This window comes from Saccharopolyspora sp. CA-218241 (genome assembly GCF_050954615.1).
GTDB classification, from domain to species: domain Bacteria; phylum Actinomycetota; class Actinomycetes; order Mycobacteriales; family Pseudonocardiaceae; genus Saccharopolyspora; species Saccharopolyspora cebuensis.
Window position 1 is genome coordinate 5201305 of sequence record NZ_CP191860.1, and the last position, 21683, is coordinate 5222987.

At 73.1% G+C, this 21683-nt stretch carries 23 protein-coding genes and 1 tRNA gene; 10 read left to right on the plus strand and 14 right to left on the minus strand.

All coding sequences use genetic code 11. The annotated features are described in order from the left end of the window. The first annotated feature begins 205 nt into the window (after nucleotides 1-205). Nucleotides 206-1171, plus strand: coding sequence for an SDR family NAD(P)-dependent oxidoreductase (locus tag ACQP0T_RS24555; protein WP_433870181.1), 966 nt, complete (start codon nucleotides 206-208; stop codon nucleotides 1169-1171). A gap of 99 nt (nucleotides 1172-1270) precedes the next feature. Here ACQP0T_RS24555 and ACQP0T_RS24560 read toward each other — a convergent pair whose 3' ends face one another. Further along, nucleotides 1271-1906 carry an isochorismatase family protein gene (locus ACQP0T_RS24560; RefSeq protein WP_433870182.1) on the minus strand — a complete coding sequence of 212 codons (636 nt, stop codon included), beginning with the start codon at nucleotides 1904-1906 and terminating at the stop codon, nucleotides 1271-1273. A 449-nt stretch (nucleotides 1907-2355) separates the two neighbouring features. Between ACQP0T_RS24560 and ACQP0T_RS24565 the strand changes: the two genes are divergently transcribed. Next, entirely contained in the window at nucleotides 2356-2826 is a 471-nt protein-coding gene (locus ACQP0T_RS24565) for a MarR family winged helix-turn-helix transcriptional regulator (RefSeq protein WP_433870183.1), read from the plus strand. Between the two features lie 143 nt (nucleotides 2827-2969). Here ACQP0T_RS24565 and ACQP0T_RS24570 read toward each other — a convergent pair. The 3 genes from ACQP0T_RS24570 to ACQP0T_RS24580 form a co-directional block, all read right to left on the minus strand. Next, nucleotides 2970-3044, minus strand: a tRNA-Val gene (locus ACQP0T_RS24570). A 64-nt stretch (nucleotides 3045-3108) separates the two neighbouring features. After that, a complete protein-coding gene (locus ACQP0T_RS24575; protein ID WP_345358026.1) occupies nucleotides 3109-3309 on the minus strand; it encodes a DUF4177 domain-containing protein in 201 nt (66 codons plus the stop codon). Nucleotides 3310-3430: 121 nt separating this feature from the next. After that, on the minus strand, nucleotides 3431-4651 hold the full coding sequence (locus ACQP0T_RS24580) for an NADP-dependent isocitrate dehydrogenase (RefSeq protein WP_433870184.1): 1221 nt from the start codon (nucleotides 4649-4651) through the stop codon (nucleotides 3431-3433). Nucleotides 4652-4827: 176 nt separating this feature from the next. Here ACQP0T_RS24580 and ACQP0T_RS24585 point away from each other — a divergent pair, with 176 nt between their 5' ends. The 5 genes from ACQP0T_RS24585 (at nucleotide 4828) to ACQP0T_RS24605 (ending at nucleotide 7540) form a co-directional block, all read left to right on the plus strand. Next, nucleotides 4828-5658: a metal-dependent hydrolase gene (locus tag ACQP0T_RS24585; RefSeq protein WP_345358020.1), complete on the plus strand. Its 831-nt coding sequence runs from the start codon at nucleotides 4828-4830 to the stop codon at nucleotides 5656-5658. 130 nt (nucleotides 5659-5788) lie between these two features. Next, nucleotides 5789-6220: a hypothetical protein gene (locus ACQP0T_RS24590; protein WP_433870185.1), complete on the plus strand. Its 432-nt coding sequence runs from the start codon at nucleotides 5789-5791 to the stop codon at nucleotides 6218-6220. A 46-nt stretch (nucleotides 6221-6266) separates the two neighbouring features. Continuing rightward, on the plus strand, nucleotides 6267-6461 hold the full coding sequence (locus ACQP0T_RS24595) for a DUF1918 domain-containing protein (RefSeq protein ID WP_345358014.1): 195 nt from the start codon (nucleotides 6267-6269) through the stop codon (nucleotides 6459-6461). A 246-nt stretch (nucleotides 6462-6707) separates the two neighbouring features. Further along, entirely contained in the window at nucleotides 6708-7253 is a 546-nt protein-coding gene (locus ACQP0T_RS24600; RefSeq protein WP_433870186.1) for a hypothetical protein, read from the plus strand. Continuing rightward, complete coding sequence (locus tag ACQP0T_RS24605) at nucleotides 7247-7540, plus strand: DUF4253 domain-containing protein (RefSeq protein ID WP_433870187.1); 294 nt, start codon at nucleotides 7247-7249, stop codon at nucleotides 7538-7540. The genes ACQP0T_RS24600 and ACQP0T_RS24605 overlap by 7 nt, the downstream gene beginning before the upstream one ends. A gap of 122 nt (nucleotides 7541-7662) precedes the next feature. Here ACQP0T_RS24605 and phnE read toward each other — a convergent pair whose 3' ends face one another. The 7 genes from phnE to ACQP0T_RS24640 all read right to left on the minus strand — a co-directional run bounded on the left by phnE (nucleotide 7663) and on the right by ACQP0T_RS24640 (nucleotide 15081). Beyond that, complete coding sequence (gene phnE / locus ACQP0T_RS24610) at nucleotides 7663-9288, minus strand: phosphonate ABC transporter, permease protein PhnE (protein WP_433870188.1); 1626 nt, start codon at nucleotides 9286-9288, stop codon at nucleotides 7663-7665. 4 nt (nucleotides 9289-9292) lie between these two features. Next, the gene (phnC, locus tag ACQP0T_RS24615; RefSeq protein WP_433870189.1) at nucleotides 9293-10057 is read right to left on the minus strand and encodes a phosphonate ABC transporter ATP-binding protein; all 765 of its coding nucleotides are present in this window, start codon (nucleotides 10055-10057) and stop codon (nucleotides 9293-9295) included. A gap of 262 nt (nucleotides 10058-10319) precedes the next feature. Next, entirely contained in the window at nucleotides 10320-10613 is a 294-nt protein-coding gene (locus tag ACQP0T_RS24620) for a DUF3017 domain-containing protein (protein WP_345358002.1), read from the minus strand. Nucleotides 10614-10656: 43 nt separating this feature from the next. Beyond that, entirely contained in the window at nucleotides 10657-11502 is an 846-nt protein-coding gene (locus ACQP0T_RS24625; RefSeq protein WP_433870190.1) for a bifunctional methylenetetrahydrofolate dehydrogenase/methenyltetrahydrofolate cyclohydrolase, read from the minus strand. A gap of 6 nt (nucleotides 11503-11508) precedes the next feature. Beyond that, the gene (locus ACQP0T_RS24630; RefSeq protein ID WP_433870191.1) at nucleotides 11509-12459 is read right to left on the minus strand and encodes a DMT family transporter; all 951 of its coding nucleotides are present in this window, start codon (nucleotides 12457-12459) and stop codon (nucleotides 11509-11511) included. Further along, a complete protein-coding gene (locus ACQP0T_RS24635) occupies nucleotides 12456-13691 on the minus strand; it encodes an MFS transporter (RefSeq protein WP_433870192.1) in 1236 nt (411 codons plus the stop codon). The genes ACQP0T_RS24630 and ACQP0T_RS24635 overlap by 4 nt, the downstream gene beginning before the upstream one ends. A 262-nt stretch (nucleotides 13692-13953) precedes the next feature. Then, on the minus strand, nucleotides 13954-15081 hold the full coding sequence (locus ACQP0T_RS24640; protein WP_433870193.1) for a hypothetical protein: 1128 nt from the start codon (nucleotides 15079-15081) through the stop codon (nucleotides 13954-13956). Nucleotides 15082-16018: 937 nt separating this feature from the next. Here ACQP0T_RS24640 and ACQP0T_RS24645 point away from each other — a divergent pair. Next, the gene (locus tag ACQP0T_RS24645; RefSeq protein ID WP_433873835.1) at nucleotides 16019-16315 is read left to right on the plus strand and encodes a TNT domain-containing protein; all 297 of its coding nucleotides are present in this window, start codon (nucleotides 16019-16021) and stop codon (nucleotides 16313-16315) included. A 739-nt stretch (nucleotides 16316-17054) separates the two neighbouring features. Here the strand turns inward: ACQP0T_RS24645 and ACQP0T_RS24650 are convergent. Then, nucleotides 17055-17645, minus strand: coding sequence for a pentapeptide repeat-containing protein (locus tag ACQP0T_RS24650; protein WP_433870194.1), 591 nt, complete (start codon nucleotides 17643-17645; stop codon nucleotides 17055-17057). Nucleotides 17646-17668: 23 nt separating this feature from the next. After that, the gene (locus tag ACQP0T_RS24655) at nucleotides 17669-18130 is read right to left on the minus strand and encodes a universal stress protein (RefSeq protein ID WP_345357984.1); all 462 of its coding nucleotides are present in this window, start codon (nucleotides 18128-18130) and stop codon (nucleotides 17669-17671) included. Nucleotides 18131-18187: 57 nt separating this feature from the next. On the opposite strand from ACQP0T_RS24655, the gene ACQP0T_RS24660 reads away from it, so the two are divergent. Beyond that, nucleotides 18188-19453, plus strand: coding sequence for an ArgE/DapE family deacylase (locus tag ACQP0T_RS24660; RefSeq protein ID WP_433870195.1), 1266 nt, complete (start codon nucleotides 18188-18190; stop codon nucleotides 19451-19453). 108 nt (nucleotides 19454-19561) lie between these two features. Here the strand turns inward: ACQP0T_RS24660 and ACQP0T_RS24665 are convergent, their stop codons facing one another. Continuing rightward, nucleotides 19562-20023 (minus strand): DUF2000 family protein, encoded by a 462-nt coding sequence (locus tag ACQP0T_RS24665; protein WP_433870196.1) that lies wholly within the window; start codon nucleotides 20021-20023, stop codon nucleotides 19562-19564. Between the two features lie 48 nt (nucleotides 20024-20071). On the opposite strand from ACQP0T_RS24665, the gene ACQP0T_RS24670 reads away from it, so the two are divergent. Beyond that, the gene (locus ACQP0T_RS24670) at nucleotides 20072-20878 is read left to right on the plus strand and encodes an AraC family transcriptional regulator (RefSeq protein WP_433870197.1); all 807 of its coding nucleotides are present in this window, start codon (nucleotides 20072-20074) and stop codon (nucleotides 20876-20878) included. Nucleotides 20879-21683 lie beyond the last annotated feature (805 nt).

The window sequence follows — 21683 nt, forward strand, 5'->3', positions numbered from 1 at the left end:
CACCTCCCCGGGTGTCCGTCAGCCGGGGACAGGTCGTCCCTGGCTGGGACCGCACCCGATCGGCGAGGCTGGCCGCACCTCAGCTCGCCGGTGTCCGCCTGGGCGGTGGGCGTGCGGCGCCGGGCGCTGGGGTCTCCCGCATCACCGGGCCGACGCCGTCGATCCGGCATCGCGAGCACACCTCGTCATCGCAAGGGGAACGGACATGACCTCGATCCTGATCACCGGCGGCCACTCGGGCATCGGTCTTGCCGCGGCGCGAGCACTGGCCGCGAAGGGCATCGACCTCATCTTGGCCGGTCGCAGCGCGGCGCGCATGCGACCGGTCGCTGACGAGCTGCGCGCGCAGCACGGTACGACCGCGAACACGCTCGTGCTCGACACCGCGTCACTCGCGTCGGTCCGGGCCGCCGCCACGCGGTTCGACATGATGCTCGACTCCGGCGCCGTCTCCCCGCTCGACGCGATCATCTGCAACGCCGGCGGTCGCTTCGATGGCGCCCTCTCCTACAGCCCGGACGGATACGAGACGACCTTCGCGACGAACTGCCTGGGGCACTTCCTGCTCGTCGAGCTGCTCTTCCCGAACCTCACCGAGAAGGGCCGGGTCGTCTACACCGCCAGCGGCACCCACGACCCCGATTCGATGGACGGCCGCATGGTCGGCACCGCCGTCGAGCCGGACGCCTTCGCGCTGGCGAACGGGGGCAAGGACGGCAACAAGGCGCTGTCGGCCGGCAAGCGCTACTCCACCTCGAAGCTGTGCACCGTGATGTACGCCTACGAGTTGGACCGCCGCCTCCGCGGGGCCGGCAGTTCGATCTCGTCGATCGCGTTCGATCCGGGGTCCGTACCCGACACCGGCTTCCTGCGCGACATGCCGAAGCCGGTGCGGCGGGTCGCCACCAGCGCTGCCATGAAATGGGCCTCGAAACTCATCGGCATCACCACCTCCGAGGTCGGTTTCTCCGGCGGTTCCCTGGCGGCGCTCGCGGCCGACCCCGATTGCGCGGCGGCCTCCGGCAAGTACTTCCAGGCGAACGACGGGTCCCTCGCGGCAGTGCGATCGGCACGGCTCTCCTACGACCAACCGCGCGCGGTGAAACTGTGGGACGACACCAAGCAGCTCGTCGGCCTGACCGCCGAGGAAGAGCCGCCGCAGCTGCGCTGAGCACCGGGACGCGCGGCGGGCACCAACGGGATTCGTGGTGGGCACCACGAAAGCCGGGCCACTTCCCCGTGCGCGGAGGTGGCCCGGCTTCCAGCGGACCTACTGTGCTGCGGAGTGCTCCGCCACCGTTGCCGTGAGGACGTGCTGGTGGCCCCACGAGGGCAGGTGTTCGTAGATGATCTCGCCGATGGCGGGTGCGAGCGGCTCGTCGACCCAGCCGCGTAGGAGCTCCGAGGCGACGGCGAGCCAGTTCACCGGGACGGCGCCGGCTTGGGCCAGCCGCATGACGGCGGTGTCGTGGGTTTCCTCGGTGGTGGCGCCCGAGGCGTCGACCACGACGTAGACCTCGTAGCCGCGGTTGAGCGCGGTCAGGACCGTGAGGGCGAGGCACACGTCGGTCTGGATGCCCGCCATGACCAGCTTCGTGCGCCCGGTCGCCTCGATGGCGGCGGCGAACTCGTCGTTGTCGAAGGAGTCGAACACCGGGGCCCGGTGGATGACGGGGTGGTCCCCCAGCACTCTCTTGAGCTCCGGGTACAGCGGTCCGGCGGGGTCGGTCTCGCGCGCCGCGGTGACCACCAGCGGCAGGTCGAAGACCTGGGCGACCTTGGCGAGGGCGACGGTGTTGTTGACCGTCTCCTCGATGTTGTGGGACTTGACCAGGTTGGAGAAGCCGACCTCGTGGTCGATCAGCACGATCGCGCTGTTCTCGCGGGTGAGAGGTGTCGTTGCCATCGGACTGCCTTCCTCGTGGGGTGTCGATGTGGCGGACGCCGATCTGGTCCGACGCCCGTGGTGGACCTACTTGGTCGCGTTCGCGCGGACGGCCGTGGTCAGGGCCCCTGCTGCTTCCACGCGGGGGCGTGGCCGTAGAACGGCTCAAGTATCTGCCTGTGCAGCTAAATAGAACAGGGCCGTACGGGTGCACTGCGCCCGGGTTCCGCTGGTGCGACGGACCTGACGAACGGGTCGGCGAATCGCGCCTCCGCACTGGCCACGATGGGACCGTTCGGCCGGGTGGACGCGAACACCCGCCCCTGGACGGCTGAGCTGCCCGGCTGGGGCACGCTGCCGTCGGGCCTGCTGGTGGCCCCGCCGGCAACGCCTGACCGGAGTCGGGTCGGTGCGTGCGCAGGCAGTTACCGCGGTTGGCTCCGCAGCTCTCCGCCGATACCATGCCGCTCATGGCGAAGGACGAGCTCGGCGAGCTCGAATACGCGGCGTGGCAAGGATTCCTGGTCACCCACGACCGGATCTGGCGTGCGATCGAGGCCGGGATCGCTCCGCTGAACGTGAGCATGGCCGAGTACGGCGTGCTGGCCCTCCTGGGCGAGGCCGGCCGCACCGGGATGCGGATGTCCGACCTTTCCCAGCGGAGCCTGATGTCCAGCGGCGGCTTCACCCGGCTCGCCGATCGGCTCGAAGGCCGCGGGCTGATCGAGCGGCAGCGGTCCCCCAGCGACGGCCGAGGCTTCCACGCGGTCCTCACCCGGGACGGGAGGGCGCTGCTGCGCAAGGCGTGGCGCCAGCAGCACGGCGATCTGCGCACGCTCTTCTTCGACCGGCTCGACGACGAGCACTTGCGCGGCCTCGCCGAGATCTGGGCGCGGCTCGACCCGGACCACGACGAGGAGCCGGCGGAGGACGCCTCGTAGCCGGTGCCACTCCGGGCCGACGACCGGCCCGCCATCCGTGCCGACGTTCGCCGAGCCGCCCGACCCCACGCACATCGCGGTCGGCCGCTCCCGGCAAAGCAGGAGCCCCAACCGACCACGATCGTCGGCTGGGGCTCCTGGGGTGGTGCGCGATACTGGGATTGAACCAGTGACCTCTACCGTGTCAAGGTAGCGCTCTCCCACTGAGCTAATCGCGCGTCGCGGCGGTGCCGCGTGCGGGAACGACTATATCCGAAGCCCGTTCGCGGCCCGACACGGGGATCAGACCTGGCGTTCGAAGGTGACCAGCAGGCCCTCCACGCCGCCCGGGCCGAGCTTGCCCTTGACGTCGGCGCCGGTGATGGCCTTGAGCTGCCAGCCCTCGGCCGCGTGGTCGTTGAGCACCTTCTCCAGCTTGTCGCCGGACATCTTGCCGCCGAGCCACTTCTCCCTGAGTTCGACGACCTTGTACTGGTACGGCATCCGCGCTCCTCGGTCGATGGTCGTGCCGCGCGGTCAACGAACCGCGCGCACCCGAGGTTCCCCCGGATGCGGAAACGCCGCCTCCGCAGTAGCGGAAGCGGCGTTCGCACGAGCTGGCGGATCAGCGATCGGCCATCCGCTTCTGCAGGTTCTCGTCCAGCGACGCGAGGAACTCCTCGGTGGTCTGGTAGCCCTGCTCACCGCCGACCAGCAGCGCCAGGTCCTTGGTCATCTTGCCGCTCTCGACGGTCTCGACGACGACCTTCTCCAGCGCCTCGGCGAAGCCGACGACCTCCGGGGTCGAGTCCAGCCGGCCGCGGTGCTGCAGCCCGCGGGTCCAGGCGTAGATCGACGCGATCGGGTTGGTCGAGGTGGGCTTGCCCTGCTGGTGCTGCCGGAAGTGCCGGGTCACGGTGCCGTGCGCGGCCTCGGCCTCGACGGTGCCGTTCTCGGTCATCAGCACCGAGGTCATCAGGCCCAGCGAGCCGAAGCCCTGCGCGACGGTGTCGGACTGCACGTCACCGTCGTAGTTCTTGCAGGCCCAGACGTAGCCACCCTCCCACTTCAGGGCGCTGGCGACCATGTCGTCGATCAGCCGGTGCTCGTAGTCGATGCCCTTGGCCTCGAAGTCGGCCTTGAACTCGGCGTCGAAGACCTCCTGGAACACGTCCTTGAACATGCCATCGTAGGCCTTGAGGATCGTGTTCTTGGTCGACATGTACACCGGGAAGCCGCGGTCCAGGCCGTACCGGAACGACGCCCGCGCGAACTCCTCGATGGAGCGGCGGTAGTTGTACATGGCCATCGCCACGCCGCCCTGCTCCGGGAACTTCGCGACCTCGAGCTCCATCGGCTCGCTGCCGTCCTCCGGGGTGTAGGTGACGGTGACGGTGCCCGGGCCGGGAACCTTGAAGTCGCTGGCCTTGTACTGGTCGCCGTGCGCGTGGCGGCCGATGACGATCGGCTGGGTCCAGGTCGGCACGTACCGCGGGATGTTCGAGATGACGATCGGCTCGCGGAAGATGACGCCACCGAGGATGTTGCGGATCGTCCCGTTCGGGCTCCGGTACATCCGCTTCAGGCCGAACTCGTCCACGCGGGCCTCGTCCGGGGTGATGGTGGCGCACTTCACGCCCACGCCGTACTTGGCGATGGCGTTGGCCGCGTCCACGGTGACCTGGTCATCGGTGGCGTCGCGGTGCTCGATGCCGAGGTCGTAGTAGTCGAGGTTGATGTCCAGATAGGGGTGGATCAGCTTGTCCTTGATGAAGGACCAGATGATCCGCGTCATCTCGTCGCCGTCCAGTTCGGCGACGGTGCCCTGGACCTTGATCTTGCTCATGTGGCGGGGTGCTCCTCTCGCGAGAATGCAAGCGGTACAAGCGTACTGCTAACCGGCCGCGTTGTGTGGCTCGCCCGCGTGTTCGTCGCCACCCGTTCACCTCCGGCGGTACCGGCCCGGAGGTGAAGGATCTTCTTCTACGCTCGACCCCCGGACGAGCGATCTTGGAGGCGACCGTGGCGACCGGACCCACGCATGCGATGAGCGGGCTCGCCGCGTGGGCGGCGGTCACCGCCTTCGCGGGAACGCACGCGATCGGGCAATTGTCCCCCAAGACCTGGGTCGTCGGCGCGACGCTCGCCGCCGGGGCCGCGCTGCTGCCCGACATCGACCACCCGAAGTCGACCGTGGCCAGCACCTTCGGCGCGGTCTCGCGCGGCGCCTCCGCCGCCATCAGCGGGTTCAGCGGGTTCACCTACCGGCTCACCCGCACCAAGCGGGACAGCAACCGGGAGGGCACCCACCGCGGCTTCACCCACACCGTCGTGTTCGCCGTGCTCGCCGGGCTGATCACCACCGCCATCGTGCAGACCAGCCAGGGCGCCGCGCTGGGCGTGCTGATGTTCGTCTTCGCCGGGCTCGCGGTGCGCGGCATCATGCACACCTGGTGCCCGCGCCGGGACGCCATCCTGATCACCGCCACCTCGCTCGGGCTCACCGCCGCCTGCTGGGCGTGGGCGGGCGACCAGCCCACCGACGCCGCCGCCTTCGGGGTCGCCGTGATGGTCGGCTGCGTCGCGCACTTCATCGGCGACGCGATCACCGAGCAGGGCTGCCCGATGCTGTGGCCGATCCCCCTGGGCGGCAAGACCTGGTACCCGGTCGCCCCGCCGAAGCCGATGCGGATGCGGACCGGCGGCAAGGTCGAGATGGCCCTCATCGGCCCCGGCCTGACCGTGGTCGCGGTGCTGCTCAGCGCCGTCGTGCTGTTCCGGGTGGGCGCCGCCCCGTGGCTCGCGCAGCTCGACCTGCCGCCCGAGCTGATGGGCTGGATCGCCGCCACCTGACAGCGCGCGCCGCGCGGCTCCGCTGCGACTTCGGGGCGATCGATGCGACAAACCGCCCATCCGATGCCGCCCGGGTAGATAGGGTGCACGCGCGGCACCGCTGCGGTGCCGCGCTGAAGTCCCCGGAGGAATGATGCGAGCCCGTAAGCAGTTCGTCGCGGCAGTCCTGGCGCTGCCGGTGCTGGCCGGACTCGCCGCGTGCGGCGAGCTCCAGGAAGCGCAGCAAGGCATGCAGGACGCGCAGGAGCAGCTCGACCAGGCCCAAGCGGGCCTCGACACCGCGCAGGCCTGCATGGAGGCGTTGAACGCGGCGAGCTTCATGCCGAACTTCGCCGATCCCGCGCAGGCCCAGGCCGACGCCCAGGCCAAGGTCGATGAGCTCGGCGCACTCGCCGCGCAGACCGCTGACCAGACCCTCAAGCAGAACCTCTTGGAGGTCCAGCAGTCCGTGCAGCAGGTGGCCGAGGGCCAGATCACCATCGACGGCAGCGCCGACTGGGCCGAGGCCCAGCTGGAGAAGTACCAGCAGGTCACGTCCACCTGTTCGACCATCGGCGGCTGAGCGGGTGGCGCGCGTCACCTACCCTGGGGTCGGGAGGTGATGGGCGATGCGAGCTACCGCAGGAGACCACCTGCTCGTGCACAGCCGGACCGTCGAGGAGACCGACCGGGGCGGGGAAATCCTGGAGGTCCGCGGCGAGGGCGGCGCCCCGCCGTACCTGGTCCGGTTCGACGACGGCCACGAGCGCCTGATGTACCCGGGCGCCGACTGCGAGGTCGTGGCACCCCGCCGCGGCACCTGACCGACCGCTCACCCGTCGGTGCTACAGGTGAGGGGCACCCTTGTCCGAGCAACTTGGGGCAAGGGTGCCCCTCACTCATGCCAGGTCCACACGAACGGGTGGTTCTGCTCCGGTCGGTCCCGGCCCCGGGAGGCGCCGCGGGCACGTGCCCGGAGCGGTCGTCCGCCCGTGCCCGTCCGGAACGATCACCGCTCCCAATTAAGCTGATCTCGATGAGGGGCGCTGTCGCGAAAGGGCGGTGACGCAGTGCTGGAGGAACAGCGAACAGGACCCCCCGGAGACCTGGCGACGATCTTCGGCACCAACGCCGACCCGACCACGCCGCTGCCGCCGGGGGAGGTGCTGACCGAGCAGACGGTGCTCGCCTCGCACCCGGCGCCGCTGTGCTGGATCAGCGCCGAGAAACCGGCGCCGCAGCTGGTGGCCGCGCTGCGCGGGGAGCACCACCGCACCGGGCTGTGGCCGCTGCTGCTGTGCGACGGCGACGAGGTGTTCGGCGAGCGCTGCACGGTGGGCGTGGTGCCGCCGGAACCGAGGGAGCACATCGACCGGTGGCGGGTCGCCGATGTGATGGACCGGATCTGGGAAGGGCTGGTGCAAGCCGACGAGGAGCTCGGACCGGCCTACGACCTGGAGGCCATCGCGCCGTTCGACTACACCTGCCCGGGGCCGGCGCGCGCCGGGAACCTGCTGGCCGACCCGGACATCCTGGCCAACCAGCAGCTCCCCCGGTTCATCGACGCCGAGACCCGGTTGGCGCTGGTGCCGGTGCTCCGGGGGCGGACGTGCTGACGGCCCTGGGCTGGTCGGGAGCGGCCAACCACGTGTCCCGGACGGCGGGGCTCTCGGCGATGGTGCGCAGCTGGGAGGAGCGCTTCGGCGCCCGCGTCCTGCGGTTGGGCCCGGACCGGCTCGACCTCAGCGTGGCCGCTCCGCCGCAGGACGTCCGGCACGCGGCGGAGGTCGCCGCCGAGCACTGGACGTTCTGCCCGGACCGGATCATGCAGGACACCGGCAGCCTGACCGCCTACGCGCAGGAGATCAGGGGACGGCGGAGCTGGTCGTTCTGGTGGGAGTGAACGCCCGGCCGTCCCGGCGCAGACGGGGTCCTGAGTGAGGGGCACCTTCATCCGGCATAGTCGGATGAAGGTGCCCCTCACTCAATTCACGAACGGGCGAGCCGGACGCTCGTGCGGGTCGGTCAGGCGAGGACCTTGCGGATCCAGACGGCGAGCAGCTCGACCAGCAGCACGACGGCGAAGGTCAGCAGCACCACGGTCGTCACCACGCCGAACTCCAGCACCCGCGAGGCGTTGAGCAGGTAGTAGCCGATGCCGCCCGCGCCGACCAGCCCCAGCAGCGTGGCCGAGCGCAGGTTGGTGTCGAGCTGGTAGAGCAGGTGCGCGGCGAACGCGGGCGCGGCCTGCGGCACCGTCGCGGCGAAGAACACCTGCACCCGGCTCGCCCCGGTGGCCCGCAGCGCCTGCTCCTTGCCGCGGTCGACCTCTTCGAGCGAGTCGGCGACGAGCTTGCCGAGCAGGCCGACCGAACCGACGCCGAGCGCCAGCGCGCCCGCCACCCCGCCGAGCCCGGTGATCACCACGAACACGATGGCCAGCACCAGCTCCGGCACCCCGCGCACGGCCAGCACCACGCCGCGGAAGAACTTCGCCACCGCCGGGCTGGGCGCCACGTTGTCGGCGGCCAGCGCCCCGATCGGCAGCGACAGCAGTCCGCCGAGCAGGGTCGCGGCCAGCGCGATCTGCACGGTGACGACCAGCTCCTCGAGCAGCGTCGGCAGCAGTCCGCCGGTCTCCGGCGGCCAGAACTGGGCCAGCACCCCGCCGAGGTCGGCCATGCCGCGCCACCACTGCTCCCAGGACAGCCCGGCGCCGCCGATCGACGCCACCACCACGAGCGCCGCGACCACCAGGCCACCGGTGTGCAGCACCCGGTCCAGCGTCCACGGCGGGCTGATCCGCGCCCCGGTCGGGCGCGCCCGCCGCCGGGTCCGCACGCCCAGCAGGGTCCGGCGGATCGTCCCGGACAGGATCTCGACCAGCACGCAGAGCACGAACACCACGGCGGCCAGCGCGATCCCGCGCTGGTAGTCGAGGGTGCGCAGGGAATCGGCGATGGCCTGGCCGAGCCCGGCGACGCCGACGAAGCCGAGCACCACCGACACCCGCAGGTTGATGTCCAGCCGGTGCAGCGAGGTGGCCACGAACGACGGCAGCACCTGCGGCAGCACCCCGCTGACCAGCTGCTGCAACCGACCGCCCCCGGCGGCGCGGATCGCGGTGCGCGGACCCTCGTCGATCTGCTCGATGGCGTCGGCGTAGAGCTTGCCGATCATGCCGACCGAGTGCAGGCCCATGGCCAGCACCCCGGTCAGCCCGCCGAAGCCGAACATCCGGAAGAACAGGATCGCCAGCACCACGTCCGGCACCGCGCGGGCCAGCACGATCAGCGCGCGGGCGCCGGAGCGGGCCGGAGCGGCGGGGCTGGTGTTGCGCGCGGCGAACACCGCGACCGGCACGCTGAGCAGCGAGGCCAGCAGCGTCGCGCAGACCACGATGGCCAGCGTCTGCCCGGACAGCGCGAGCAGCTCACCGATCGGCGGGAAGTCCAGCGGCAGCGCGCGGGAGACGAAGTCGACGGCGTTGGCGGTGCCGTCGACCAGGGTCGCCACGTTGATCCGCAGGTCGATCAGGGACCACACGGCGGCGCCGAGCAGGGCCAGCGCGACCAGCGTCGCGGCGGTGCCGCCCGGCCGCGGGCGCGCCAGGGTCCGCCCCCGCGCGGGGGGCGCTTCGAGCGTGGTCATCGGGTCAGCCGACCGCGGCCAGCGGAGTGCTGGTGCGGGAGTAGATCGCCATCGCCGCGTCGCGGGTCAGCCGCTCGGCCGGGGTGTCCAGCACGACCTGCCCGGTGCGCAACCCGATGATCCGGTGGCCCCAGTTCAGCGCGAAGTCCACCTGGTGCAGGCTGCACAGCACGGTGAGCCCGTCCTCGCGGCCGATCTCGGCGATCAGGTCCATCACCTGCGCGGCGGAGTCCGGGTCCAGCGACGCCACCGGCTCGTCGGCCAGCAGCACCTCCGGCTTCTGCAGCAGCGCGCGGGCCACCGCGACCCGTTGCTGCTGACCGCCGGAGAGGGTGTCGGCGCGCTGCAACGCCTGGTCGGCGAGCCCGACCCGCGCCAACTGGTCCAGCGCGGCGTGCCGGACCCGCTTCGGGTAGCCGAGCAGGCTCAGGCGCGGCCCGCGCAGCGCCCCGAGCGCCCCGGTGCACACGTTCTCCAGGACGGTCAGCGACCCGATCAGGTGAAACTGCTGGAAGACGAAGCCGACCTTGCGGCGCAACGCGCGCAGCTCGGCGCCCTTGAGCGCACCGACGTCGGACCCCAGGACCCGCACCGAACCGCTGCCCGGCCGCTGCAACCCGTCGACGTGCCGCAGCAGCGTCGACTTGCCCGAGCCGGACAGGCCGAGCAGCACCGCGACCTCGCCGCGGGGCACCTCCAGGGTCACCTCGTCGAGGGCTCGGACAGCACCGAACTCGGTGGTCACCCGGTCGAAGCTGATGGCGCTCATCGGGCACCTCCGGTCGTCGCACGGCCGCGTGGCGCGGCATTCCGCTCTCGCACGCCACCACGCTCCCGGCCGGGGACCAACGTGCTGTGGAAGCCGGGCGAATCGGCGGTGAACGGCCCGCGACAGGCAGAGCGGGTTGTGCCCGGGGCGCGGGTCCCGCGGACGCACCGTGCGGGCCGGAACGCCCAGCGTCACCGCCGGTGGGCGCGGCGGCCGGGAAGGTGAACGTCCGCCGAAGTCGCGGCGCCGGTCCCGGCGGGACCTACGAGAACGGGCCGCCGACGATGGTGACCGCGTCGATGATGATCAGCGTCCCGAGCCCGCCGTAGAGCAGCAGGTCGACCGGGCGGCTGCGGATCGCCAGCAGCCCGGCGCGCTCCGGCGACAGCACGGCCCGGAACACGGCCGCGAGCACCAGCGCCCCGCCGAGCAGCGTCGCGCCGCGCCGCCAGTGCTGGAGCGCGATGAGCACGAACGCGATCAGCGCGACCAGCACCACGAGTCCGAACGCCACGTGCTCCGAGAACCGCGACCTGTCCCCGAACCGATCGTGCAAAGCGTCCTCCCGTGCTCGACGCGCCCGGCGGGGGCGCGGTGGGTCAACCGCGCTCGGCGGCCTCGACGACGTTGCTGAGCAGCATCGCGCGGGTCATCGGCCCCACCCCGCCCGGGTTCGGCGCGCGGAACCCGGCGACCTCGCCGACGTCCGGGTGCACGTCACCGGTGAGCCCGTCCTCGGTGCGGCTGACGCCGACGTCGAGCACCGCCGCGCCCGGCTTGACCATGTCCGGGGTGATCAGGTGCGGCACGCCCGCCCCGGCGATCACCACGTCGGCCCGGCGGACCTCCTCGGCGAGGTCGCGGGTCCCGGTGTGGCACAGCGTCACGGTGGCGTTCTCGCTGCGGCGGGTGAGCAGCAGGCCGATCGGCCGGCCCACCGTGATCCCCCGGCCGACCACGGTCACCCGGGCGCCGGCCAGCGGCACCTCGTAGCGGCGCAGCAGCTCGATGATGCCGCGCGGGGTGCAGGGCAGCGGCGCCTGCTCGCCGAGGACCAGCTTGCCGAGGCTGATCGGGTGCAGGCCGTCGGCGTCCTTGGCCGGGGCGATGCGCTCCAGCAGCGCGCCCGAGTCGAGGTGCTTCGGCAGCGGGAGCTGCACGATGTAGCCGGTGCAGGCCGGATCGGCGTTGAGCTCGTCGAGCACCGCCTCCAGCTCGGCCTGGCCGACGTCGGCGGGCAGGTCGCGGCGGATCGAGTTGATCCCGACCTTCGCGCAGTCGTTGTGCTTGGCGCGCACGTAGGAGTGCGACCCGGGGTCGTCGCCGACGAGGACCGTCGCCAGCCCCGGCGTCCGCCCCTGCTCGGCGAGCCGGGCCACCCGCGGCCGCAGCTCCTCGAAGATCGCGTCCTTGGTCGCCCTGCCGTCGAGAATCGTCGCGCTCACGGCTTCTCATCGTGGCAGACCCGGATCCGGGCGGCTCCGCCGGTCCGGCACTGCCGCCACGCCGACCGCGAGGAGCGTGAGCAGCACGCCGAACACCGTCGAGGGCACCACGACCGATCCGGGCACGGGCACCAGCACGTCCAGCAGCAGCGCGCCGAGGAGCTGACCGGCGATCAACCCGAGGCTGAGCACCAGCACCCCGGTGAACCGCACCAGGGCGACGTTGCCGACGATCACCACGATGCCGATCAGCCCGCCCGCGTAGAGCCACGGCTCGGTCGGGAACCGCTCCGGCGCGCCGCGGAGCACCAGCACCGCGGCCGAGGCCAGCACCAGCGCCAGCGTGCCGACCCCGAAGTTCAGCGTCGCCGCGGTGAGCGTGGAGGCGACCTGCTGCACCCGGCCGTTGACCGCCGCCTGCCAGCCGAGGCCGAGCCCGGCCAGCCCCGGGAGCAGCACCAGCCAGCTCACCTGCGCGTCGCCGAGCTGCGCCGAGACCGCGATGAGCACCGCGAACACCGCCAGCGCCGCGCCGACCAGGCGCAGCACCGTCACCGGCTGCGGACCCGCCGGCCCCAACCCGAACCGGTCCACCACCAGACCGCTGGTCACCTGCCCGGCCACCACCGACACCGTGAACAGCGCGACGCCGAGCCCACCGGCCGCGACGCCCTGGGTGATCACCAGGTACGCCCCGCACACCCCGCCGAGGCAGTGCCAGGCGCGCAGCCCGCCGGACCCGCGCACCTCGGCGACCAGCCGCCGCGCCCCGCGCCGACCGGCCGGGTGCAGCACCGCCGCGGGCAGCAGCACCGCGAGCCCGCCGCCGAAGGAGATCAGCGCCGCGATCACGCCGTCGCCGAGCTCGGCGCCCAGCGCCCCGTTCAACCGGGCCTGCGCCGCGAGCAGCACGCCGACCACGGCCGCGCCGATCATGCCCAGCGCCCGCGCGTTCACGGCAGCACCGCTTCCCGCGTCGCGTCGGGTTCGCCGCGCAACGCCCGGTGCAGCACGCACACCGCGCCGAGCACGGCCAGCCCGCCGCCCAGCGCGGCGGCCGCCGCCGGACCGGCCCCGTCCAGGGCCCACCCGGCCAGCGGGCTGGCCACCGCACCGCCGAGCATCGTCGCGCTGGCGTACCAGCCGAACGCCTCGTTGTGCCGGGCCTGCGGCACGAGCCCGGCGAGCCGCCCGTTGACCGCGGCCAGCGTCGGCGCGATGGCGGTGCCGCCGACCAGCAGCACCGCCGCGACCAGCCACGGCGACGCCGGGTCGGCCACCGGCGGCAGCACCGGGGCGATCGCCACCAGCCCGGCCGCCGCCAGCGCCGCGCGCCGCCCCAACCGGGACGGTCCGCGCAGCCCGCCGACCAGCAGTCCGCCCAGCAGCGAACCCAGCGCCCACACCCCGGCCAGCAGCCCGGCCAGCTCCGGCGTGCCGCGCTCCCGGGCCCAGCCGACCAGCACCAGGTCGACGGTGATCAGGCCGCCGACCACGAGCACCGCGAACAGCATCATCGGCGCGAAACCCGGCACCCGGAACAGCGCCGTGGAACCCGCCACCGGTCCGGCCCCGGCCAGCGGCGCGCGCAGCCCGGCGCGGAGCAGGGCCGCCGCGAACAGCGCCGGGCCGACCACCGAGCAGCCCGCCAGGGCCAGCGCCGCCGGGGCCGACCCCCAGAACGCGACGAGGAACGCCGCGGCCATCGGCGCGATGATGAACAGCAACTCCTGCAGCGTCGCCTCGACCGCGAACGCGGCTTCGCGCGCGGCGCCGCCGGAGAGCCGGGGCCAGATCGCGCGGCCCACCTGCGTCACCGGCGGGTGGGACAGCCCGGTCAGCAGCGCCACCGGCAGCACCACCCACCACAGCGCCGGGTCGAGCCGGGTCGCCAGCAGCACGACGACCAGCATCCCCAGCGCCCACAGCACCCCGGTGACCAGCAGCAATCGGGGCGCGGAACTGCGGTCGGCGGCACGCCCGCGCAGCGGCCCGGCGATGCCCTGGCCGACCGTGAGGACCCCGGCCACCAGCCCCCCTGTGGTGTAGGAGCCGGTCCAGTCCACGATCAGGAAGGTGAGCACCAGCGCGACGGCGGGGGTGTGCAGCCTGCCGAGCAGGCTCGCCGCCATCAGCGCCGGGGCGTGCGGCACACCGAGCAGCAACCGGTACGGATGAAGCACGATCACCCATCCTGACATCTGGCACGCGCGTACCGCTACTGCGTTTCCCGCCCGCGCGACGCGCGGGCGCGTCGCACCTGGAGGTGTGATGTTCGGCGATCGCTTCCACCAGCACGCCGTGGCGCGGCACCATGTCCGGCATCGGCGGAAACCCGGACGGACGACCGGTGCCTGCCGTGAACCTGCCTCGGCGCGTCAGCCCGCGAACCGCATCGCGTAGCGTCTGGCCGGGGTGGGGTCGGTGTGCCCGGTCGAGAGGGGGAGGATGTCACCCATGTCGCGTCCGACAGCGATCAGTCCCGAGGAGCAGGAGCAGGCAGCCCGCAAGATCGGTGTGCTGCTGCTGCAAGCCGCTCCCGAGGACTGGCAGGAGATCACGGTCGAGTACCGCGCCACCGGCGAGTACCACGACCTGCTGGGTGAGCTCACCTTGCAGGACGGCTCGAGCCGGCCGTGGGAGCCGCCGGCCGAGCTGCAGGACATCTTCGAGGGCCTGCGCGAGGGGATGTACCGCCCGGACGTCGGGACCTGGCTCAGCGCGCTCTACGTCGTGGAGCGCCCGTCGAGCTACCGCATCGACATCAACTTCGACTCCGAGCCGAGCTGGCAGCAGCCGCTGCCCCGCGCGGCCTACCTCGACGAGCTGCGCCGCTTCCCGCGCACCGACGCCAACGTCCCGGACTGGCTGCGCGAACGGCTCGACGGCGGGCCGCCCGCGGAGGCGCCGGTCGAGCCCGGGCCGGTCGACCCGGGGCCGGTCGACCCGGGGCCGGTCGCCTCGGTGCCGCCGGAGGGCTTCCACATCGCGAGCGTCTTCGCCGACGTCGACGAGCACGGCAGGCCGCTGGTCGGCGGTCGCGAGCCGGTCAGCCCGGACGAGGCCGGGCCGCTGCGGCACTACCTGGAGAACGCGCCGATCGTGCTGGCCTCCCGCGACGACGAGGAGGACCAGCTCGACCCCGATCGGACCACCGCGGTGCCCGGCACCTGGCACACCGACGGCACCTGGCTCTGGCAAGGCGCGGTCGCCTACTACCTCGCCCAGTACGGCGTGCCGCCGGAGGCCGCGCTGATCGACCACATCCGGTCCCGCGACTTCGCGCTGCCGCAGGTCGACGACGCCACCCGGGACGCGGCGGTCGGCGAGCTGCTCGACCAGCCGGCGGACGAACCCGAGCGCGCACCGGAGGTCGACGAGGTCGCGCCCGAACCGGAGCCCGGGCCGGAGCTGCCCGCCGAGCCGGCCCTGTCCGCCGAGCCAGCGCTGCCCGCCGAGCCGGCGCTGTCGCCCGAGCCCGAGCCCGCGGTGGAGCCGGAGCTGTCGTCCGAACCCGAGTCGGCGGACGATGACGAGCCCGCCGTGCTCGCCCGGCTGCACGACCGCCTCGTCGAGCACGGCGTGGACGGCGAGCGCTACCGGGTCGGCACCCACAGCGTCGACGCGCGCTGCCTGCTGCGGGAAGGCCCGGACTGGGTCGTGACCGGCAACGCCGAGGAAGGCGGCGACGTGCGCTTCGAGCGCGCCGAGCAGGCCGCGGCGTTCCTGCTCGGGGCGCTGCTGCTGGAGCGCACCGCCGCTCCGGAGCCCGCCGCGCCGGAACCCGAGCAGGCCGCGGCCCCCGAACCGGTCGCACCGCCGGAACCGGTCGTCGAGCCCGAGCCGGAGCCGATCGCCGAAGCACCGGCGGAGTCCTACGGCGAGCCCGACGACCTGCCGCGCAGGCAGCCCGCGACGCCGGAACCCGAGCAGCGGCGCCCGGCCGCGGCGAACGGCTCGAACCCGCTGTTCACCGCCAACCAGGACCTGCCCGAGCCCCCGCCGCCGCGGCCCGAACCCGCGGCCCCGCAGGAGGAGGCGACCCGCTTCCAGGCGCCGCCGCGACCGGAGCGGCCGATGCCGCCCACCGGACCGGCGTCCCCCCGATGGGCCAGCCCGCGCAGGCCCCCGGCCCACCGGCCCCACCGGTCCCGGCGGTCCGCCGCCGCTGCCCAAGCGGCAGCCCCGGTCGGCCCAGCAGCCCGACGCCGGTGCGCCTCCGGCGCCCCCGGCCGGACCGGCGCAGCCGGGCCCAGGCGCCCAGGGCGCCCCGCCCGCCCAAGGCGGGCAGCCGGGCCAGGGTGGCCAGCCGGGCCAAGGCGGGCAGCCGGGCCAAGGCGGGCAGGGAGGCCAGGAACGGCGTCCGGGCGGCCCCGGGATGGCCGGGCCGCCCTGGCAGGGCCAGGCCCCGCCGCAGCAGCCGCCGCGCCCGCCGCAGCAGCCCCCGGCCGGTCAGCCGATCCAGCCGCTCAACGGCGAACCGCCGCTGACGCTGTTCCGGGACCGCCGCGTGGTCATGCTCCAGCCGGGCACCGAGCTGGACCGCTTCGGCGAACCCGCCGGGAACGTCACCTACGCCGCGCGGACGCCGTACAGCCAGCGGTCGCTTCCGCCGCAGTGGGCGCAGCGCAGCTATGTGGCGTACCGGGTGCAGCGACCGCTCCAGGCGCTGCGCGGCGTCGCCGTCCCGTGGTTCGAGCAGCCCGGCGGCGGCACCGCGTTCGTCCTCCCCGCGGCGGTCAACGACCTGCTCGCCGACGGCGCGCTGGTCGAGATCCCGGGCAACGAGGTCCAGCGCCCGCCCATGGAGTGAGCCGCCCCGTGTCCCCCGGCCCACCCGCCGGGGGACACGGGCGCGGGCCCCACATCCCGCCCGGCACGGCCGTCCGCCGCCTCCCGCAGTCCCGGGTCGGCCCGAATTCCCGGCCGGATCAGCTTCTCCAGCGGTCCGCCGAAGTGGTGACACAGTGGACACCCAGTCCGGGCAGTGGTGACCAACACACCCGCACCCCACTCGTCCGGCTGATCTTCGGCCAGGTGAGGGGCACCTCACTCACCACCCGTTCGGGTATTTCTTGGCAGTAGCCGGACATCGGCTCGCGCGGGTCGGCTCCCCGTCTGCGCTTCCTCGGCGACCGGCCCCGGCTTCGACGGCCCCCTGTGCTTCCGGCTGCGCTGCGGTTCGGCCTGCCCTGTTGCCCGGTCTGCCCTGTTGCCCGGTCTGCCCTGTTGCCCGGTCTGCCCTGGGGATTTCGGTCTGCCCTGGGGATTTCGGGCTGCTGTGCGGTTCGGCCTGCTGTGCGATGTGGTCCGGGTTGCGCTGCGGCCGGGCTGCGCTGGGGGTTCTGGCCGCACCGGGGGTCTGGCCGCACTGGGGTTCCGGCTTCGCTGGGTTCCGGCTTCGCTGGGGTTCTTGGCCGTGCTGGGTTTCTGGCTGCGCTGGGATTCTGGCTGCGCTGGTCTTCTGGCTGCGTTGGGATTCTGGATGCGCTGCGGTCCGGGCTGCACCTGGGTGTAGGCGGCCCTGGTCCCGGGGGAGGCGTGTTCCGGGGTCAGTCGTCGACGCGGAGGCCGTGGGCGGCTGCGAAGGCGAGCGCGGTGGGGGCGTCGACGCGGGCGCCGACGAGCTGGGCTTGGACGAGGGCGTCGGCGTCGAGGCGGGCACCGCGCAGGTCGGCTTCCTGGAGCCGGGCGCCGTGCAGGCGGGCACCGGTGAGGTCGGCGTCGCGCAGGTCGCTGCGGCGCAGATCGCAATCACCGAGGTTGGCCTCGCGGAACCGCAGGCCGCGCAGGTCGAGTCCGCGCAGGTCGGCCCGGCCCATGCCGGTCAACGTCAGGTCGGTCTCGCGGAGGCGGATCGCGCGCAGACCGCAGTCCAGGAACGCCGAACCCAGCAGGCTGCAGCCGGTCAGCTCGGAGCGGCCGAACACGGTGCGCTCGAAGCGGCAGGAGCGGAACGCCGACGCCCGGTGCGTGGAGTCCTTGAGGTCCGCCCCGCTGAAGGTGCAGTCGGTGAACACGCAGTTCTCGGTGCGCAGCCCGCGCAGATCCGCGTCGCTGAAGTCGCAGCGCTCGAAGCTCCGGCCGGACCACTGCTGCCCGGTCAGCACCGCATCCTCGAAGGTTTCGTCGACGGCGTGCACCGCACCAGCATGCCAGCAGGCGATCAGGGCACGACGACGACCGGTCGCACCGCCTCCACCACCAGGGTCGCGGGCACCGTGCCGAGCAAGCCGCCGCGCCGCCGCGAGCGGCCCACCACGATCAGGTCGGCGCGGTACTGCTCGGCGACCTGCTCCAGGCCCACCGCCGGATCACCCCGGTGGTGCACGAAGTCCCAGTCGATGTCGATCCACTTGAGGTGGGAGACGACCTCCTTCTTCAGTTCCTCCACCAGGCTCTCGGCCGCTTCGCTGGCCACCGCGACCCCCATCGGCGACCAGTAGGCCACGCCGCCCACCGCCTCGACGTAGACGAGCACCAGCCGCGCCCGCTCGCGGCGCGCCAGTCCCGCCGCCCACGCCGCGGCGTGGAAGCTGGCGGGGCTGCCGTCCATCCCGACGACGATGCCGCCCAGCCCGTCCTTGCCGATCTCGAATTCCCGCTCGGTCTTGTCGCCTTCGGCCACGCGGGAATGGTAGTGGGCCGGTGCCGGTGAGTCGGACGGATGCGACACACTCGAGATGTGAGCACTTCTCAAGACCTGGCGCGGCGCGCGCTGGAGGCCGTCGACCTCGACGGAGTGCTGGCCGACCTGCGCGAACTCGTCGCGATCCCCAGCGTCGGCGGCACCCCCGGCGAGCAGGACGCCCAGCGGTGGTGCGCCGACCGGCTCGGCGAGCTCGGGTGCGATGTCGATCACTGGCGCATCGACGTGCCGGAACTCGCGGCCCAGGACGGTTTCCCGGGCCAGGAGGCCGAGCGCGACGTGGCCTACGGCTGCGTGGCCACCACCGGCCCGGGCGAACCGGCGCTGGCGCTGTGCGGCCACACCGACGTCGTGCCACCCGGTGACCTGGACCGGTGGCCGGACCGCGACCCGTACGCGCTGCGGATCCACGACGGCATCGCCGCCGGTCGTGGCACCTGCGACATGAAGGGCGGGGTCGCCGCGATCCTCGGTGCGGTGCGGGCGCTGCGGGCCGCCGGGATCACGTTGGCGCGACCGCTCGCGGTGCACGCGGTGGTCGGCGAGGAGGACGGCGGGCTCGGCGCCTTCGCGACCCTGCGCCGCGGTCACCGGGCCGACGCCTGCGTGCTGGCCGAGCCCAGCGCCGGGACGGTGGTCGCCGCCAACGGCGGGTCGCTGACCTTCCGGCTGGAGATCCCCGGCCAGGGCACCCACGGCTCGACCCGCTACCGAGGGGTGAGCGCGCTGGACGCGCTCGCCGGGCTGCTGCCGATGCTCCGCGAGCTGGAGGCGCGCCGCAACGCCGATCCGGACCCGCTGGTCGCCCACCTGGAGATCCCGTACCCGCTGTCGGTGGGTGTGGCGCGCGCCGGGGACTGGGCGAGCACCGTCCCCGACCTGGCCGTCGCCGAAGGGCGCTACGGCGTCCGGATCGGCGAATCCGTCGACGCGGCCAAGGCGGAGTTCCACGACGCCATCGCCCGCGCGTGCGCGGCCGACCCGTGGCTGGCCGAGCACCCGGTGCGGGTGAGCTGGCCCGGCGGCATCTTCGCCAGCGGACGGTTGCCCGCCGGACACCCGCTGCTCGCCGAAACCCAGGACGCCGCGGAGCAGGCCGGTGCTCCCCGACCGACCCCGGTCGGCGCGCCCTACGGCACCGACCTGCGGCAGTACGCGGCGGCGGGCGTGCCGACGCTGCAGTACGGCCCCGGTGACGTGCGCTACGCGCACGCCCACGACGAGCACGTCTCCATCGCCGAACTGGAGCAGACCACCCGCGCCTACGTCCTGCTCGCCCTGCGACGCTGCGGCGTCGCCTGACGGTTCGCGGCGTCGCGTCGCCAGCGGGTTCGGGCAGTGGTGCGAGCGGGGGCGGCAGCGGTACCGGTCGAACCCGAGCTGATCGACCAACGGGGGCAGGTGGGGCGCTCAGGGGTGCATTCGCGCGCCCTTGAGGACCTTGTCCACCGCGTTGCGCGGTCCGTGGACGGCCATGCCCACCAGGTCGAGCTGGTCCGTGCCCACGGCCCGGACGGCGGCCCGATTTTCCCGGTCGTGTCCCGTCCTGAACAGGTCCGAGGTGAACACGGCGGTGGTCAGCGAGCGGGACAGCGCCCGGGCGTGCGCGCGGGTCAGCACCTCCTCCGCTCCCGCGAAGACCAGCACCGGCTGGCGGAACATCGGCAGGTACGCGGTGTCGTCGGCGTCCGCGTACGGCTCGCCGATCAGCTCGGGGGATGCCGTGCCGAGCCCGCTGACCACGAAGGCGGTCACGTTCAGCCGCTGCCAGGTCTCCAAGTCGTCGCGCAAGAGGACGGCGATCTTCGTGTCGAAGCGGACCAGCGCCTGCTCCGCCGTCCCGGCCTCGGCCGCCATCTGATTCGTCGTCATGCCGCGAGACTGCCGGAGGCCCGCTCCACCGTCTTGTACGTTCTTCACGTGGCATCCCGGCAGGAAGTCTCCGCTTGGCGCCCGCCGGTACCGGGCATCGTGGAGGTCTTCCACGCCCACTTCACCGAGCACGCGTATCCCATGCACGTCCACGATGCCTGGACGCTGCTGATCGTCGACGACGGCGCGGTCCGCTACGACCTCGACCGCCACGAGCGGAGCACTCCGCACGGCACCGTCAGCCTGCTCCCGCCCCGGGTGCCGCACAACGGTTCACCCGCCACCGCCCGCGGCTTCCGCAAGCGGGTGCTCTACCTCGATTCGACCCAGCTCGACGAGAGCTTCATCGGCCCGGCGGTCGACCGGCCCGACCTCACCGATCCCCTGCTCCGCGACCGGATCGGACGGTTGCACACGGCCCTCGCCCACCCCGGGGAGACGCTCGAAGCGGAGAGCCACTTGGCGCTGGTCGGCGAACGCCTGCGCGCGCACCTGCGCCCCCGAACAACCGCGGGCGATGCGGGACGCGGCCCGGGGGTCGCCCGCGATTTGCGCGACCTCCTCGATGAGCGGGTGATCGAAGGCACCGCCCTGGCGGAGGCCGCGAGCGAACTCCACGTCCATCCCGCTCATCTCGTGCGCACCTTCAGCACCGCCTTCGGCATCGCACCGCACCAGTACGTGACCTCCCGCCGTGTCGATCTCGCCCGCAGCCTGCTTCTCGACGGACGACCGCCGAGCGAGGTGGCGACCGCCGTCGGCTTCTACGACCAGTCCCATCTCACCCGGCATTTCCGGCGGTTCCTGGGCACGACTCCGGGCCGGTACACCCGCACAGCTCGTTCCCGTTCCTGAGGAATGCTCTTGGAATGTTCGCCACCGGCGCCGATGGCAGGACCTCAGCGGTTTTCTCGCGCCACCGAACCGCTCCTGCTGCACCTGGGCCGACCCGGCATCACGGCTGTCCTCGCGAAGGACCGCCGGGAACCGCCGCGGTACCGGCTGCGGGCCGCACCGCGCAGCGGCTCCGCCGCTTTCTGAATGACTCCTCGAAGTGCGCGAGCGGGAGCGGCCTCGGCCCACGCGGTCACCACCACGCGCAGCGAACCCGGCTGCTCCCGTCCAGCTCCGGCTGTCGTCTCCGGCACGGGCGCTCGAAGAGGGTGCGGAGGTGGTCGGTATGCCAGCCGACCACCCCCGAACCAGGGGACACCGGTCCACCGTTTCCACGCGCACCTGGAGCAACGTCCTGGGAGGGAACGAACTGCTTCGCGGTGTCGCGGCGGACCGGCGCAGGGCTTCAGCGTGGCCCACGACTCACGGAGCACCTCTCGACGGCAGGGACTTGCTCAGGCCGGGTTCCGGTGTGGTGCTGCTGCCGCGCTCGGATCGGTGGGGCGCAACTCGACAGTCCTCGGCGATGTCGTGGCACCAAGGCCGGAGCTGATCGCCGGACCGGGTACGGCGGTATTCCAGCGCCGGATGTGGTGGCGGCGGTGGTGGGGCGCCGCGCCGCACCGCACCGGCAGGACCGCCCCGGCGCCGCAGCGCTGAGCCCCGAGCCGGGCACCGGACCGGTGCGGCGGCGACGCCGTAGGACCACGGGCGTGGACGTCGCCTGTTGCGCGGTTTCCGGAGAGGACCCGGGTGCGGCCGGTAT

What these genes read in the sequence shown, in the direction of transcription:
- ACQP0T_RS24565 (WP_433870183.1), top strand. Translation starts at nt 2,356, where the DNA reads ATGGCGAAGGACGAGCTCGGCGAGCTCGAATACGCGGCGTGGCAAGGA.
- ACQP0T_RS24580 (WP_433870184.1), bottom strand. Translation starts at nt 4,651, where the DNA reads ATGAGCAAGATCAAGGTCCAGGGCACCGTCGCCGAACTGGACGGCGAC.
- ACQP0T_RS24595 (WP_345358014.1), top strand. Translation starts at nt 6,267, where the DNA reads ATGCGAGCTACCGCAGGAGACCACCTGCTCGTGCACAGCCGGACCGTC.
- phnE (WP_433870188.1), bottom strand. Translation starts at nt 9,288, where the DNA reads ATGACCACGCTCGAAGCGCCCCCCGCGCGGGGGCGGACCCTGGCGCGC.
- ACQP0T_RS24665 (WP_433870196.1), bottom strand. Translation starts at nt 20,023, where the DNA reads ATGACGACGAATCAGATGGCGGCCGAGGCCGGGACGGCGGAGCAGGCG.
- phnC (WP_433870189.1), bottom strand. Translation starts at nt 10,057, where the DNA reads ATGAGCGCCATCAGCTTCGACCGGGTGACCACCGAGTTCGGTGCTGTC.
- ACQP0T_RS24560 (WP_433870182.1), bottom strand. Translation starts at nt 1,906, where the DNA reads ATGGCAACGACACCTCTCACCCGCGAGAACAGCGCGATCGTGCTGATC.
- ACQP0T_RS24555 (WP_433870181.1), top strand. Translation starts at nt 206, where the DNA reads ATGACCTCGATCCTGATCACCGGCGGCCACTCGGGCATCGGTCTTGCC.
- ACQP0T_RS24575 (WP_345358026.1), bottom strand. Translation starts at nt 3,309, where the DNA reads ATGCCGTACCAGTACAAGGTCGTCGAACTCAGGGAGAAGTGGCTCGGC.
- ACQP0T_RS24590 (WP_433870185.1), top strand. Translation starts at nt 5,789, where the DNA reads ATGATGCGAGCCCGTAAGCAGTTCGTCGCGGCAGTCCTGGCGCTGCCG.
- ACQP0T_RS24645 (WP_433873835.1), top strand. Translation starts at nt 16,019, where the DNA reads ATGCTCCAGCCGGGCACCGAGCTGGACCGCTTCGGCGAACCCGCCGGG.